Origin of the sequence: Salmonella sp. SAL04196 (assembly GCF_046550835.1) — a bacterium.
GTDB lineage: Bacteria > Pseudomonadota > Gammaproteobacteria > Enterobacterales > Enterobacteriaceae > Salmonella > Salmonella enterica.
On the sequence record NZ_JBGDXE010000001.1, the window covers coordinates 386568 to 401779 of the forward strand.

17 protein-coding genes and 1 riboswitch are annotated in these 15212 nt (G+C 51.0%); of the genes, 9 read left to right on the forward strand and 8 right to left on the reverse strand.

Annotated features, from left to right (window positions below):
• Positions 1-37: 37 nt before the first annotated feature.
• The gene (locus tag ACLJPE_RS02025) at positions 38-1411 is read right to left on the reverse strand and encodes an MFS transporter (protein WP_000416144.1); all 1374 of its coding nucleotides are present in this window, start codon (positions 1409-1411) and stop codon (positions 38-40) included.
• A gap of 175 nt (positions 1412-1586) precedes the next feature.
• Between ACLJPE_RS02025 and kdgR the strand changes: the two genes are divergently transcribed.
• Positions 1587-2378, forward strand: a complete 792-nt coding sequence (kdgR, locus tag ACLJPE_RS02030; protein WP_001262195.1) for a DNA-binding transcriptional regulator KdgR — start codon at positions 1587-1589, stop codon at positions 2376-2378.
• Positions 2379-2589: 211 nt separating this feature from the next.
• Here kdgR and yobH read toward each other — a convergent pair whose 3' ends face one another.
• The gene (yobH, locus tag ACLJPE_RS02035) at positions 2590-2829 is read right to left on the reverse strand and encodes an invasion protein YobH (RefSeq protein WP_001236778.1); all 240 of its coding nucleotides are present in this window, start codon (positions 2827-2829) and stop codon (positions 2590-2592) included.
• Between the two features lie 157 nt (positions 2830-2986).
• Between yobH and mgrB the strand changes: the two genes are divergently transcribed.
• From mgrB to rlmA, 6 genes are all read left to right on the forward strand, one after another.
• Positions 2987-3130: a PhoP/PhoQ regulator MgrB gene (mgrB, locus tag ACLJPE_RS02040; RefSeq protein ID WP_000714547.1), complete on the forward strand. Its 144-nt coding sequence runs from the start codon at positions 2987-2989 to the stop codon at positions 3128-3130.
• 70 nt (positions 3131-3200) lie between these two features.
• Positions 3201-3488: a YebO family protein gene (locus tag ACLJPE_RS02045; RefSeq protein ID WP_001000660.1), complete on the forward strand. Its 288-nt coding sequence runs from the start codon at positions 3201-3203 to the stop codon at positions 3486-3488.
• Between the two features lie 648 nt (positions 3489-4136).
• Complete coding sequence (locus tag ACLJPE_RS02050; RefSeq protein ID WP_001537930.1) at positions 4137-4280, forward strand: DUF2627 domain-containing protein; 144 nt, start codon at positions 4137-4139, stop codon at positions 4278-4280.
• 12 nt (positions 4281-4292) lie between these two features.
• Positions 4293-4502, forward strand: coding sequence for a transcription antiterminator/RNA stability regulator CspE (gene cspE / locus ACLJPE_RS02055; protein ID WP_001062678.1), 210 nt, complete (start codon positions 4293-4295; stop codon positions 4500-4502).
• 219 nt (positions 4503-4721) lie between these two features.
• Positions 4722-6467 carry a peptidoglycan glycosyltransferase FtsI gene (ftsI, locus tag ACLJPE_RS02060; protein ID WP_000730322.1) on the forward strand — a complete coding sequence of 582 codons (1746 nt, stop codon included), beginning with the start codon at positions 4722-4724 and terminating at the stop codon, positions 6465-6467.
• A 65-nt stretch (positions 6468-6532) separates the two neighbouring features.
• Complete coding sequence (rlmA, locus tag ACLJPE_RS02065; protein ID WP_000010916.1) at positions 6533-7342, forward strand: 23S rRNA (guanine(745)-N(1))-methyltransferase; 810 nt, start codon at positions 6533-6535, stop codon at positions 7340-7342.
• Here the strand turns inward: rlmA and mntP are convergent.
• The 5 genes from mntP to manX all read right to left on the reverse strand — a co-directional run bounded on the left by mntP (position 7339) and on the right by manX (position 11517).
• A complete protein-coding gene (mntP, locus tag ACLJPE_RS02070; RefSeq protein ID WP_001518359.1) occupies positions 7339-7905 on the reverse strand; it encodes a manganese efflux pump MntP in 567 nt (188 codons plus the stop codon). The genes rlmA and mntP overlap by 4 nt on opposite strands.
• A 111-nt stretch (positions 7906-8016) precedes the next feature.
• Positions 8017-8118: riboswitch (yybP-ykoY riboswitch) on the reverse strand.
• A gap of 196 nt (positions 8119-8314) precedes the next feature.
• Positions 8315-8773: a DUF986 family protein gene (locus ACLJPE_RS02075; protein ID WP_000156280.1), complete on the reverse strand. Its 459-nt coding sequence runs from the start codon at positions 8771-8773 to the stop codon at positions 8315-8317.
• Positions 8774-8831: 58 nt separating this feature from the next.
• Entirely contained in the window at positions 8832-9683 is an 852-nt protein-coding gene (locus tag ACLJPE_RS02080; protein WP_001518647.1) for a PTS mannose transporter subunit IID, read from the reverse strand.
• Positions 9684-9695: 12 nt separating this feature from the next.
• A complete protein-coding gene (gene manY / locus ACLJPE_RS02085) occupies positions 9696-10496 on the reverse strand; it encodes a PTS mannose transporter subunit IIC (RefSeq protein ID WP_000406918.1) in 801 nt (266 codons plus the stop codon).
• Positions 10497-10548: 52 nt separating this feature from the next.
• Complete coding sequence (gene manX, locus ACLJPE_RS02090; protein ID WP_000150523.1) at positions 10549-11517, reverse strand: PTS mannose transporter subunit IIAB; 969 nt, start codon at positions 11515-11517, stop codon at positions 10549-10551.
• A gap of 317 nt (positions 11518-11834) precedes the next feature.
• On the opposite strand from manX, the gene ACLJPE_RS02095 reads away from it, so the two are divergent.
• A complete protein-coding gene (locus ACLJPE_RS02095; protein WP_370739650.1) occupies positions 11835-12002 on the forward strand; it encodes a protein YoaL in 168 nt (55 codons plus the stop codon).
• On the forward strand, positions 11990-13549 hold the full coding sequence (gene yoaE, locus ACLJPE_RS02100; RefSeq protein ID WP_000421815.1) for a CNNM family cation transport protein YoaE: 1560 nt from the start codon (positions 11990-11992) through the stop codon (positions 13547-13549). Before ACLJPE_RS02095 ends, yoaE begins: the two co-directional genes overlap by 13 nt.
• 21 nt (positions 13550-13570) lie before the next feature.
• Here yoaE and ACLJPE_RS02105 read toward each other — a convergent pair whose 3' ends face one another.
• Positions 13571-15172 (reverse strand): EAL domain-containing protein, encoded by a 1602-nt coding sequence (locus tag ACLJPE_RS02105; RefSeq protein ID WP_001192519.1) that lies wholly within the window; start codon positions 15170-15172, stop codon positions 13571-13573.
• Positions 15173-15212 lie beyond the last annotated feature (40 nt).

Here is a 15212-nt window from a genome sequence, read left to right on the forward strand (position 1 = left end):
GGCAAGTATGAAAAGCGCGTCGAATGACGCGCTTTTTTTACGCCTGAACGCGTGGTTGCGTAATACGTAAACCGCTCACTACCGCCGCGAGAGTCGCCAGGATCGCCGCTGCGAGCAGCGAAAGATGCGTACCGCTATCGCCAAACTGGTTCAACATCAGCGCTACCAGCGCGGCGCCAGTACTTTGGCCTAACAGTCGCGCCGTGCCCAGCATCCCGCTGGCGCCACCGCTGCGCTCACGCGGCGCGGAAGTGATAATGGTGTGATTATTCGGCGACTGGAACAGGCCAAACCCTGCGCCGCAAAGGATCATCGGCCAGATAATATTCAGATCGGAGGGGGAGGCTGGCAACATGACCAGCGCAAACAACCCGGCTGCCATTATCACCATTCCCAGCGCCCCCAGCAAACCGGCATGAAGACGTTCTATCAGGTATCCCGCCAGCGGTGCCATCACCATCGTTGCCAGTGGCCAGGGCGTCAATAACAGGCCGGTTTCTACTTCGCTACGGCCCAGCACGGTTTGCAGATAAAAAGGTAGCGAGACCATGGCTAACATTTGCGCGCAGAACGAGCAAATTGACGTGCCGATCGAGAGTGAAAAAAGCGGAATGCGTAACAAGTCGATGGGTAACAAGGGGACGGGCAAAGAAAGCTGGCGGCGCACGAAGAAAAACCCGACCACGACCAGAACGAGCAGCTCTGCGCCAATCAACGTTAGCGACTGTCCCTGGGCAAAGCCGCTCAATGCGGTAATCAGCAGGCCAAATGTGAGCGCATTCATTACCGCGCTCGGTAAGTCAAAGCGTGGCTTAGTGTCATGGGCGATGTTTGCTGGTAAAAAGCGGATGGCCAGAATTAACGCGATGATACCTAACGGGACATTAATCAGAAACAGCCATTTCCATGATGAGATGGACAGGATCGCCGCGGCGATCGTCGGACCCGCGGCGGAAGAGACTGCGACGATAAAAGAGTTAATTCCCATGCCTCGTCCCAGATGACGCTGGGGGTAGATAAGACGAATCAGCGCCGTGTTTACGCTCATTAGCGCCGCGCCGCCAAATCCCTGCGCGATGCGCGCCAGCGTCAGCATCTGCAGCGAGTCTGAAAGCGCGCAAAACAATGATGAAAGCAGAAATACCACTAAACCACATTTATAGATCCGGCGATAACTAAACATGTCGCCTAAAAAAGACAGGGAAAGTAGTGAGACGACAATGGCGATTTGGTATGCATTGACAATCCAGATAGAGCTGGCAGGGGAGGCATGTAAATCAGTCGCAATGGTTGGCAGCGCGACATTAGCGATTGCGCCATCCAGAACCGCCATCGAAATACCGATAATAATCGTCAGGATAGCGCCGTATCTCTGCGGGAGGGGCAGGCCATCGGCCCGTGTTTTTTCCATAAGTATTTTGTAATAAGGGGAATTATGAGCTGAATAATAATGTTAGCATTAATACTGAGTTGTTATGTCGCAGATTTGTAACGAAGTAAGCAAAGATGGATTGCGGGCGACCTGGCGTGAAATTATAATAAAAACTCGTTCTGAATTTTATAAAACGCTCGTAATGAGGTGATAAATGGCAAACGCAGATCTGGATAAGCAGCCTGATTCTGTATCTTCTGTGCTGAAAGTTTTCGGCATTCTGCAGGCGCTGGGTGAAGAGCGTGAAATAGGGATTACCGAGCTATCGCAGCGCGTCATGATGTCGAAAAGTACCGTTTATCGCTTTTTGCAAACCATGAAAACGCTGGGCTACGTGGCTCAGGAGGGGGAGTCTGAAAAATACTCTCTGACGCTAAAGCTGTTTGAGCTGGGCGCACGAGCTTTGCAAAATGTTGATCTCATCCGCAGTGCGGACATTCAGATGCGCGAACTGTCTCGTCTGACAAAAGAAACTATCCATCTTGGCGCGCTGGATGAAGACAGCATTGTCTATATCCATAAAATTGACTCTATGTACAATCTGCGGATGTACTCACGTATTGGGCGTCGTAATCCGCTGTACAGTACGGCCATCGGTAAAGTGCTTCTGGCCTGGCGCGACCGTGATGAGGTTAAGCAGATTCTCGACGGCGTAGAGTATAAGCAAAGCACTGGACGCACGATTACCAGCACTGAAGCGTTGCTGCCGCTGTTGGATGAAGTGCGTGCGCAAGGCTACGGTGAAGATAACGAAGAACAGGAAGAAGGGTTACGTTGTATCGGCGTACCGGTATTTGACCGTTTTGGCGTAGTCATCGCAGGGTTAAGCATTTCGTTCCCGACGCTGCGTTTTTCAGAAGAACGCCTACAGGAATATGTGGCTATGTTACACGCCGCCGCGCGTAAAATTTCTGAGCAAATGGGTTACAACGATTATCCCTTCTAAGCAACGTTATTAGCATGACGTTAAAAAAAAGCAGCTGCGAAAAATGTAGCTGCTTTTTTTATAACATCGGGTGGGATGAAATCGTAAAAGAAGATAATGTCTGTCGGCTTATTTAACGGTTATTAAAATATTATTTAACAGTACTTATGAACAACAGCCAATATAGCGGAATTATTGGTGATAGTTTCACTGTGAAATTATTTATTGCCGCTTAGCCATTATCCACCACGGTGGCGCTTTTTCTAAAAATGGGACAGTCGGAAAAGCCAATAATGCCGCTGTTGGTATGGAGATATTGCGCCGTGCTGGTGCCGCGTGCGGTCAGGTAATGGCACTGTAAACCCAGCCCCGCAGCGTTCACTTTACTTCCCACCAGGATGCCATAGCCGCTCATCAGCAGGCCTATCCACACCAGGGCAAACAATACAATTGCGCGAATGATCAAACGCATTACTACCTCTTTTCTTTTTTAGTTAGAATAAGAGTAGCGTGTACATTGATTGAAACAAGTGAATCATTCCTAAAAACATATAATGCCGCTACAGTTACTCCTGGTTTAAGTAACTCATGATAATTTAGCGACATAAGATGTAAGATCGGAGAGTGGAGTGAAAAAATTTCGATGGGTCGTTCTCGGCATCGTGGTGGTAGTATGCCTGTTGCTGTGGGCGCAGGTGTTTAATATCATGTGCGATCAGGATGTACAATTTTTCAGCGGTATTTGCGCCATCAATAAATTTATTCCCTGGTAAACGTTTTACACCAGAGATTTCCTTCCCGTGTAGCAGTGGTAGAATGACGTCTCTACATCGAGGTGGTGAAATGAACGACGTTTTAAACTCTGGTGCGTTTTCTCTTGCATCTTTAATAGTATCAATGGTGGTTCTGGTGGTGGGGCTGGCGCTCTGGTTCTTTGTCAACCGGGCAAGTTCCCGTGCCAACGAGCAGATAGAACTGCTCGAAGCGTTATTGGATCAACAGAAGCGGCAAAACGCGTTGTTACGCCGCCTTTGCGAAGCAAACGAACCAGAAAAAGAAGCGGAACCCGCAACAGCGGCAAGCGAACCAAAAGAGGATGAGGACATCATTCGTCTGGTTGCTGAACGATAATGCTTACCGGGGCGCAAATGGCGCCAGTGCCATACGCCCCATTTCCCCGTCGGATCACTCCGCGTTGCCGTTTGCAACTGATACTACGGCATCAACGCCTTACATAATGTATGGCTTTATATGCAACATAGTTTTATATGTATAACAAAAGGACATATGGCATTTTTGTGATACCGCTCATTCTCTATTAAAAGCGAAACGTTTCTCTCTCTTTATGGATTGTCATTGTTTGTTCATTATTTTAAGGCATTCTGTAAAGACGCAGAACATCACAAAAAGCGGTGTCGAAAATCGCTTTTCTTTTCTATTATTTTGATTAAAAGGTGTTTTTTATCATTGTGACAATTTATGCATAACTCAGCATAAAAAGTGATATGAAAAATACAGCTTTTAAATGTGATTTGATGCACTGGAAGAAGCGAAGTTATTGAGCTATGGTAGAAAAATGGCTTTTCAGCAGTGACGTTGTCAGGAGTCCGTCAGCGCGTGAGGATATATCTTTCGCAACTTTGTTGCATAAACGTGCTGTCAATTTGTGAAGGTTCTCGTAATTTGTGCGACGGATCGAGACACGTTTAAAAATGGCTTGCCATAATTAACGTTGTATGTGATAACAGGCTTTGGGTTAAACGAGGTACAGTTCTGTTTATGTGTGGCATTTTCAGTAAAGAAGTCCTGAGTAAACACGTTGACGTTGAATACCGCTTCTCTGCCGAACCTTATATTAGTGCCTCAAGCAGTAATGTCTCAGTTTTATCTATGTTATGCCTACGGGCAAAGAAAACACTCTAAGGAATTTTGCAAATGGCAAAGATTAAAGGTCAAGTTAAGTGGTTCAACGAATCCAAAGGTTTTGGCTTCATTACTCCGGCTGACGGCAGCAAAGATGTGTTCGTACACTTCTCCGCTATCCAGGGCAATGGTTTCAAAACTCTGGCTGAAGGCCAGAACGTTGAGTTCGAAATTCAGGACGGCCAGAAAGGTCCGGCTGCTGTTAACGTAACAGCTATCTGATCGACACCACTGATTTGATGCGTTTGTCGCGTCAGCCTCAGATATAAAGCCTCGCTAAAAGCGGGGCTTTTTAATTCAATATCCTTCAAAATGTGTCTGGACGCGCTCTCGTTAGCGATTTGTTGCAAAGGCGCGATATTATTAGCATTGTTTTTTCTGGTTTTTCCGTCCGTTTCCCGTTAAATCAATCACCTGAAAAATGATTCGGCTGGAGATCAGGTGAAAAAGAAAAGCGACGGCGATACCCGTAATTTTACGCCCATACGTTTTGCACTACTTTGCACTGCCATTCTGCTCAGTATGGCATTGTTGTTAGGGCGGGTGGCATGGCTGCAAATTGTTACGCCGTCGAAACTGGTGAAACAAGAAGATATGCGCTCGCTTCGTGAAGTGACCACGGCCTCTCCACGCGGCATGATCACCGACAGAGAAGGGCGGCCCTTAGCGGTGAGCGTTCCGGTTAATGCTGTCTGGGCCGATCCGAAGACTATCATAAGCAAAGGCGGCGTTGGCTACAATGAGCGCTGGCAGGCGCTGGCCAGCGCCCTGCATCTGTCGCTCAGTACGCTTGCGGAACGGGTAAACAGTAACCCGGCAGGCCGTTTTATCTACCTCGCGCGCCAGGTTTCACCCCAGCAAGCCGAATGGATAGATAAACTGAATCTACCGGGTATTAACCTGCGGGAAGAGTCGCGCCGTTTTTACCCTGCCGGACACGTAGCGGCCAATTTGATCGGCTTTACCAATATCGACGGGCAGGGAATAGAAGGTATTGAAAAGAGCTTTAATGCGCAACTGACGGGAAAACCGGGCTCCCGGCTGGTGCGTAAAGATAAATTTGGTCACGTTATTGAGAACATTACGGAAGTGAATCCGGTTCCTGCTCATGAACTTCAGCTTAGCATTGATGAACGTCTGCAAACGGTTACCGAAGATGCGCTGGATAACGCCGTCATCTGGAACAAAGCGGAATCCGGCGCTGCCGTATTGATTAACATCCCAACGGGTGAAATTCTCTCGATGGCGAGCTACCCGGATTTCAACCCGAACAATCGTGAAGGCGCGCAGTTGGACGATTTTCGTAACCGCGCGATTAGCGACACTTTCGAACCCGGTTCTACTGTGAAGCCATTGGTCATTATGACTGCGTTACAGCAGGGCATCGTGCAGCCGGACAGCGTTATCGATACCCATCCTTTTACTCTCGATGGACACCGTATCCGCGACGTCGGTTACTATCCGGAACTGACATTAACCGGCATTTTGCAAAAATCCAGCGATACCGGCGTTTCTCACCTTTCTCTGGCGATGCCGGTGCAGAAATTAATGGATACTTATAAAAGCTTTGGTTTCGGCGTGCCTACCGGACTGGGTCTCACCGGAGAGAGCAGCGGGTTATTACCGAAACGCCGTTACTGGAGTGATTTAGATCGCGCTACCTTCGCTTTTGGCTATGGATTAATGGTGACGCCGCTGCAACTGGCGCATGTTTATGCCACGATTGGCAGCTTTGGTATCTACCGTCCGTTATCGATCACCAAAGTTGATCCGCCCGTGATCGGCACGCGGGTAATGCCGGAAGAACTGGTGCACGAGGTGGAACATATGATGGAGAGCGTCGCGTTGCCTGGCGGCGGCGGAACAAAAGCCGCAGTAAGAGACTACCGTATTGCGGTCAAAACCGGGACGGCGAAAAAAATTGGCGATGATGGTAAATACGTCGATAAGTATGTGGCATATACCGCAGGCGTCGCGCCGGCAAGTAACCCCAGATTTGCGCTGGTGGTGGTGATTAATAATCCGCAAAACGGGGCTTATTATGGCGGCGCGGTATCTGCGCCCGTATTCAGCCAGATCATGGGCGATGTGCTGCGGCTGGAAAATGTTGAGCCAGACGGTATGCCAGCCGATTCAGATCACCTTCTGGTGATGCATGGCAGCCACGTTGCGGTTCCGGGCTCGTAAAGGATTTTCCCGGGGCGCAATTCGCGTTACACTTGCGCCCTTTAGCGCCCCAGTCCGGAGTTGTCATGTCGTTTACCTGTCCGCTTTGCCATCAGCCGCTTACGCAGATTAATAACAGCGTTATATGTCCACAGCGCCATCAGTTTGATGTGGCGAAAGAGGGCTACATCAATCTGCTGCCGGTACAGCATAAACGTTCGCGCGATCCGGGCGACAGTGCCGAAATGATGCAGGCGCGGAGAGCGTTTCTTGATGCGGGCCATTATCAGCCGCTGCGCGATGCCGTGATTAACCTGTTGCGCGAGCGGCTGGATCAGTCGGCCACGGCGATTCTGGATATTGGCTGCGGCGAGGGGTATTACACTCACGCTTTTGCCGAGGCGTTGCCGGAAGTCACCACGTTTGGACTGGACGTTGCTAAAACGGCGATCAAAGCGGCGGCGAAACGCTATTCGCAGGTGAAGTTTTGTGTGGCGTCAAGCCATCGACTGCCCTTTGCCGATGCGTCAATGGATGCGGTGATCAGAATCTATGCCCCGTGTAAGGCGCAGGAATTGGCGCGTGTGGTGAAACCTGGTGGTTGGGTCGTTACCGCCACGCCGGGGCCGCATCATCTGATGGAACTAAAAGGGCTCATTTATGATGAGGTGCGTTTACATGCGCCGTATACCGAGCAGCTCGACGGATTCACATTGCAGCAGAGTACCCGCCTTGCTTATCACATGCAGCTCACCGCCGAAGCGGCTGTAGCACTGTTGCAAATGACGCCATTTGCCTGGCGCGCCAGGCCAGAAGTGTGGGAACAACTGGCCGCCAGCACCGGACTTAGCTGCCAGACGGATTTCAACCTTCATCTCTGGCAGCGTAACCGTTAACCGTGAAAATGCGTCCAGAGGATCTGGACGCCAATTCCTATCAGTACGACCCCGCCGAGAATTTCAGCACGCTTACCCAGCATTGGGCCGATAAAGCGACCGATCATCATTCCGAGGGTGGACATGATAAGCGTGGCGCAACCGATAGCTAATGCGGTAGCGATGATGTTTACCTGCAAAAACGCCAGACCGACGCCAACCGCCATCGCATCAAGGCTGGTCGCAATAGCCGTCGTGACTAATAGCCAAAAGCTGTGGCGGCGTAACGGTGTTTCGTCTTCATCACTACCGCCGCGGATACCTTCGATGATCATGCGTCCGCCCAGAAAGATCAGCAGAACAAAGGCTATCCAGTGGTTCCACTCCAGAACGAATTTACTCGCCAATATCCCCAGCCCCCAGCCGATTAACGGGGTCAGCGTTTCAACCGCGCCAAAGATAAGGCCGGTACGCAACGCTTCTGAGAATTTGGGTTTATGTAGGGTGGCGCCTTTGCCAATTGATGCCGCGAAAGCATCCATCGACATGCCGAAAGCGAGAAGAACAGTAGCAGTAAAGTGCATGACAACGTCCTGACCGGGGTATCCATTAAACACATCACTGCCCCCAGCAAACATGCATGTCGCCATTCTGTGACGAAATACACAGCAGTTGATGCGCCTATGGTCTCGCCTGACCAGCGGCGGCTGGTCCGTACGCGCCACGTTTTGCAACGAGTATGTTGACGCGTACATTTCCGGAGTCTGGAAATCGGCTACTCCCCAATTGACGGCGCAACATTAACATATTTTTAGAATATAAAACAACAGCGATAAAATATTATTTGTCTTCTAATTGAAAACGATTTTCATTTAGATTTATTCATCAATAAAACGTTAAATTAAATAACAATTGGTCAATAGAAAATATAGCCTTAGCTATATTATGATTCGAAATAAAATTCGAAAAACATAGTTGAGGCTATATCTTAGGTTATTGATTTTCAATAAGAAGCTTATATATTTTTTCCAGATCGTCGATATTGCGTACACGGATAAGCAAGCGTCGTTGTTCTAATTGCATCACCAGTACGCCGTCCTCCGATAAATTCATCTCTTTAATACGGTTATATTCTATCCAGACATTGGCGAAGAAAAAGCCACGTTGTTTAAAGATGATCCGTGGCGTGCGGATCCAGAATATATAAAACCCCATTAACGCCAGCGCACTTAATAACCATGTGGTCATCTGCGCTCCGTGGCTGGTTACGTTGTTATAAATAAGGATGGCGACCAGCCCAACGAAGATAACGCTGTCTACGCGACCACGGCGAAGCAGGGCTATAGAAAGCAGAGTGGGGCCATTGCGACGGGGCATGATGAACTGATCGTAGAGAGCGTAAGCCAATAATGCGGCAATAAAGAGAATCAGCACCAGGTCCGTGATAGTCATTTATCCTCCAGAGAAATAAAAAAACGGGGCCGTTTGGCCCCGGTAGTGTACAACAGCCTTATTGGCCCAGCAGTCCTACGGAGTAGCCGGCGATACCGATGACGAAGAAGCCCACGATAATCCACAGCGGGTTAACTTTCTTACGCAGCAGCCACATACAGGCAAAGGTCAACAGTAGCGGAACCAGCCCCGGCATCAGCTGGTCGAGAATGGTTTGCACGGTGGTAACGCGTGTCTGACCATCCTGACCGGTGATGGTGGAGACCACCAGCGGGATATTCACATGCGTCCACTTGTTAACCAATGCCCCCATGACAAACAGGCCGAGGATTGACGCCCCCTCAGTCAGTTTTTGCAGGAAGCCGCCGCCCATGTCTTTAACGATATCGACGCCTTTGCGGTAGCCATAAGCCACGCCATAATAACGGGTCGCCAGACGCACCAGGTTAAACAGGATGAAAAACAGCAGCGGACCAAGCAGGCTGCCGCTCATCGCAATACCTGCGCCCAGCGCCGCGAATACCGGACGGACGGTACCCCAGAAGATAGGGTCGCCGACGCCTGCCAGCGGTCCCATCAGACCGACTTTGATACCGTTGATAGCGCCATCGTCAATCTCTGCGCCGTTCGCACGCTTTTCTTCCATTGCCAGGGTCACGCCCAGTACCGGCGCCGCAACGTAAGGATGAGTGTTAAAGAACTCCAGGTGACGTTTAATCGCCTGTTTACGCGCGTCATTATTCTCCGGATACAGGCGACGAATCGCCGGCACCATAGAGAAGCAGAAGCCCAGCGCTTGCATACGTTCGAAGTTCCATGACCCCTGGAACAGGTTAGAACGAAGAAATACGCCGCGAATATCGCTCGGAGTGAGTTTTTTCTCGGTGGTAGTTTTAGTCATATCAACCATTTCGCTCACCTGTTAGTCCAGTTCGTTGTCGAGATCGTTATTGCCAGCAGCCGCTGCAGGCGCGCCTGCTACACGGTTGTATTTCGGGCTCAGCTGGATGTAAAGAATAGCCATCACTGCGCCGATGACACCCAGTGCGACCAGGTTGAAGTTTGTGAAAGCCGCGGTGACGAAACCGAGGTAGAAGAACGGCATCAGGTAGCCTGCGCGCATCATGTTGATAACCATCGCATAACCAACCACGACGATCATGCCGCCAGCGATGTTCAGACCGCCTGTGACGACTTCAGGAATCGCATTCAGCATTCCCTGTACTTCGCTGGTGCCTACGGAGATGGCAACGATAACCGCCGGGATAGCGATACGCATTGCCTGCAGGAACAGAGAAGAAACGTGCAGCCAGGAGAGCGCCGTCAGGTTGCCGTTTTCAGCCGCCTTGTCCGCCGCGTGCTGGAATGCCACGGTGATGGTACGAACGATAATGGTCAGTACCTGGCCTGCCGCCGCCAGCGGAATCGCCAGCGCGATACCGGCGCCAATGCTTTGATGCCCGGCGATGACCAGAACGGTAGAGATGATGGACGCCAGTGCGGCATCAGGCGCAACGGCAGCACCGATGTTCATCCAGCCCAGAGCGATCATTTCCAGAGTACCGCCGATGATAATACCGGTTTTCATGTCCCCCAGAACGGCGCCGATTAAGGTACAGGCGATCAGCGGACGGTGGAACTGAAATTCATCAAGTACCGACTCCATACCTGCGATACATGCGACGATGAACACCAGCACAATCTGAAGAGTGGTAATCTCCATTGTACTTCTCCTATTGCTATCTTAAGTGTGAAAGCTAATTAAATGCCGGCGGTTATTTCGCCACTTTGGCAATTAAATCCATCATTTTCAGTTTCGGATCGGTGGAAACTTTACGCACCTCAAGCTCGATGCCGCGCTCGTTGAGCTTTTTAAAGGCTTCGATATCCTTTTCATCGACGGAAACGGCGTTGTTCACCTGCGTTTTACCTTGACGATAGGCCATACCGCCAATGTTCACGGAAGTGACTTTCACGCCGCCCTCAACGATGCGCTCGACGTCGGTAGGATTGGTAAACAGAAGCATCACGCGTTCACCGGCGTATTTCGGGTTATTGTAGACGCGAATCATCTTCGCGACGTCAACCACATGCGCCGTAACGCCCGGCGGCGCAACTTGCGTCAGCAGCGTTTTACGTACGGTATCCGCCGCGACTTCATCGCTCACAACAATAATACGGCTGACATTGGTCTCTTTGGTCCAGCGGGTAGCGACCTGACCGTGAATGAGGCGGTCATCAATACGGGCAAGCCCGATAACCATATAATCATTCGGGCCCATCGGTTTTGCCGGCGTGGCCGCTTTTGGCGCGGCGGCGACTGGCGCTGGCGCGGCTTTTTCTACCGGTTTCGCTTTCAGCGCTTTTACGCCTTCACGACCGGTTTCTACCGCCAGTGCGACCAGCTCGTCAAAGCTCGGATCGTCGTCACGAGCCATAAACGTTTCGACCAGCATCGGGATGTTGACGCCGGCAATAACTTCATAGCGCTCTTTATCGACGACAATGCGGCTGGCAGCATTAAACGGACTGCCTCCCCATGTATCAACGAGAAATAGCACGCCTTTACTGGTATCGAGTTTAGCCAACTGAGCGTTGTACTTTTCGATCAGCGTTTCGGCATTTTCGCCTGGAACGAAATCGATCCAGCCGACGTTTTCCTGCTCGCCTAACAGCATTTCGGCTGTTTTAAGTAACTGCTCTGCAGCCCAACCATGTGTGCCTATAACAATAGCAATGGTCACTTGCTACCTCCTTTATTATTGTCAACACATCAACTTGACAGATGTATTTTTTGAATCGCCGTCCGCAAGCGAATCGATTCAGATGAGGGTTACAACGAAAAACGCATGATTTTCGTGAATTATTTTAGATATCGAAAAAAATATTTTGTGTGATGGAGATCCGTAATTTTGTTTTCGATAATGAGAAATTTCGAAGTGTAAAATATCCTGGTTACATCTCTTTGCAAAGGAAGGTAAATCTTTGCCAAAAACCAGTTGTCTCTGTTATGTTTAGCTTCCGTTTAATTAGAATGGGGTATAGGGCAGCAGCCCGTTGTATGGATCGTCACCGACGTCATTTCACTCTTTGGCCGTTTTGCGCCTGTCAATCTGGCATATCTTGCCATAGCCTTACTTTGTTTATTGCGTTACCGCCTGCATCCTTTGAGATGTTGTGGGCGCCGTTTAGTCATTCCTTAAGCAGGAGCTTGTCATGGAATTATTAATGGATCCCTCAATTTGGGTGGGTTTACTCACGCTCGTCGTCCTGGAAATTGTCCTGGGTATCGATAACCTGGTCTTTATCGCGATCCTCGCCGATAAATTGCCGCCAAAGCAGCGTGACAAAGCGCGTCTTATCGGGCTCTCGCTGGCGCTGATTATGCGTCTGGCGCTGCTGTCCATTATTTCGTGGCTGGTGACCTTAACAAAGCCACTCTTTACCGTCTGGGATTTTACCTTCTCCGGCCGCGATTTAATTATGCTGCTGGGCGGTATATTCCTGCTGTTTAAAGCGACCACCGAGCTGCATGAACGTCTGGAAAACCGCGAGCATGACACCGGACACGGTAAAGGCTATGCGAGCTTCTGGGTGGTAGTCACGCAGATTGTCATCCTGGATGCGGTCTTCTCGCTGGACGCCGTGATTACGGCGGTAGGTATGGTAAACCATCTGCCGGTTATGATGGCGGCGGTGGTGATTGCGATGGCGGTGATGCTACTGGCGTCAAAACCGCTGACCCGTTTTGTCAACCAGCATCCGACGGTGGTGGTGCTCTGTCTGAGCTTCCTGCTGATGATCGGCCTGAGCCTGGTGGCGGAAGGGTTTGGTTTCCATATTCCGAAAGGCTACCTGTACGCGGCAATTGGTTTCTCGATCGTTATCGAGGTGTTTAACCAGATTGCGCGCCGCAACTTTATTCGTCATCAGTCCACGTTGCCGCTGCGCGCGCGTACTGCGGACGCTATCCTGCGTCTGATGGGCGGTAAACGTCAGGCGAGTACACAACATGAGACGGATAGCCCGGCCGCGATATCGGTGTCGGAAGGCGCCTTCGCCGAAGAAGAACGCTACATGATTAACGGCGTACTGACTCTGGCGTCGCGCTCCCTGCGCGGCATTATGACGCCGCGAGGCGAAATTAGTTGGGTGGATGCGAATCTCAGCGTAGCTGAAATCCGTCAGCAGTTACTCTCTTCTCCGCATAGCCTGTTCCCGGTATGTCGGGGCGAGCTGGATGAAATTATCGGTATCGTTCGCGCGAAAGAGTTGCTGGTGGCGCTGGAAGAGGGCGCGGACGTTGCGGCTATCGCCGCGTCTTCCCCGGCGATAGTGGTGCCGGAAACGCTTGATCCTATCAATCTGTTAGGCGTTTTGCGTCGTGCGCGCGGCAGTTTCGTTATCGTCACTAACGAGTTCGGCGTGGTGCAGGGGCTGGTTACGCCGCTGGATGTGCTGGAAGCGATTGCCGGTGAGTTCCCGGATGCCGATGAAACGCCGGAAATCGTTGCCGATGCCGAGGGCTGGATAGTGAAGGGCGGCACCGATCTCCATGCGCTACAGCAGGCGCTGGAAGTTGACCATCTGGTGAACGAAGAGGGCGATATTGCGACGGTCGCGGGGTTAGTGATCGCCGCTAATGGCCATATTCCTCGTGTTGGCGATGTCATTGATGTTCCGCCCCTGCGGATCACCATTGTCGAGGCCAACGACTATCGTGTCGATCTGGTTCGGATTGTTAAAGAACAGCCTGCCCACGACGAAGAGGAATAACGTCACACGCAGGAACCAAGTCTATAGATGCGGCATCGCGGACATAATCTGTCCGTTATGCCGGGCGGGCGGCGGCGCGCTGCCCGCCAGCCACTGTGGAAATTCGCTAATGGGCATCGGCTTCGCATAGAGATAGCCCTGTAACATTTGCACGCCATGCTGGCGCAAATGCTGTGCCTGCGTCTGGTTTTCGACCCCTTCCGCCACCAGTTCAATATTCAGTCTCTGCCCTAGCGCGATAATAATATCGGTCACCGTTGAATTGACCGCATCGGTACCGATGGCCGCGGTGAAGGATTTATCGATTTTCAAAATATCCGGCCGCAGTTTTTCCAGCCAGGAGAGCGAGCTGTTTCCTGTGCCAAAATCATCGATGGCTAACTTCACGCCTTTACGATGCAGTTCGCGCATCAGGCGGTAATCAACGTCAAGCAACGCGTCGCGTTCCGTGAGCTCCAGCACCAGTTGCTGAACAGGTTCCGCACTAAACCAGTACTGATTAAGATCCTTGAGAAGCACGCCGTGTCGGAAATGGCTTGCCGCCACATTGATGCCGATATGAAACTGATGGTTGATGGGGAAGTAGTGCCGCTGCCGAATGGTTTCCGCAATCACATAGCGGGTCAGCGGCGCTATCAGGTTATGCTCCTCGGCGATAGGAATAAAAACATCCGGTGAGATCCAGCCCTGGCGCGGGTTATTCCAGCGTAACAGGATCTCAACGCCGGTACACTGCTGCGTGCGGGCATTAAGCAACGGCTGACAAAATAGCTCAAACTCCCGTTCGGCAAGGGCCAGATTAATCTCCCAGGAAAAGCTCATTCTGCTGGCCGTTGCCAGCCAGGCGATATAACCGATCAACAGGCTAAGCAATACGGCCAGCGGTAACTGCGTCGGGAGATGTTTGAACGCCAGTACGCCTGCCGACGGCCCGCTGACGCTGATAGTAAAAGGGAAATGCCGCGATGAAAGCTGGTAACGCTCTTCATCTTTTTTTAATTCCGGAAGAGTATCGACCACGCCCCGACCATATAACAGGTGCCGTTTGCCGACCGTCAGGCTGGCGCTGGTAATTTGCGGCTGCTGCGGCTCAAGTAGCATAGTCGCCAGCAAGTCAATATTCACAATTTCCATCACGCCATCCTGGCCATCGGCAGAGGCGGGATACCACTGAATGAGGATCGGGCTTCCCTTGAGTAACGATTGGTCCGTGGAAAGTAGCAGCAGATCGCCAGCTGCGGGAAGATCGGGCTGAAGCTGGCGTATGGGAGTGTTACGGGCGCCAAAAATGCTTGAGCAGTAGAGAATTCCCTCTTTTACCAGCCCGATAGAACGAATGGTTTGCAGGCGGGCGGCTTGCTTACGCAACGGCAAATGCGCGGTCGCGCACGGAAGCTCAAGTAAGGGTAGCAGTATGTTTCGTCCGACCAGGAGAGGATGCAGCACATTATCCAGCGCATCAACGGCATGATTCGCGAATGCAACCGTGCGATGGTGATTTAAGTTCCGCTCCGAAATAAATCGGATGCTCAGCGTAAGAATGAGCGTGACCAGTGCACAAATCGTGCAAACAATGAAACGATTACGGCGATAATGATTGATGATCCGTTGTGCTGTTTGCATGCGGGCCGCCCAATAAGCGTTGGCGACAAAAGCCAACCGC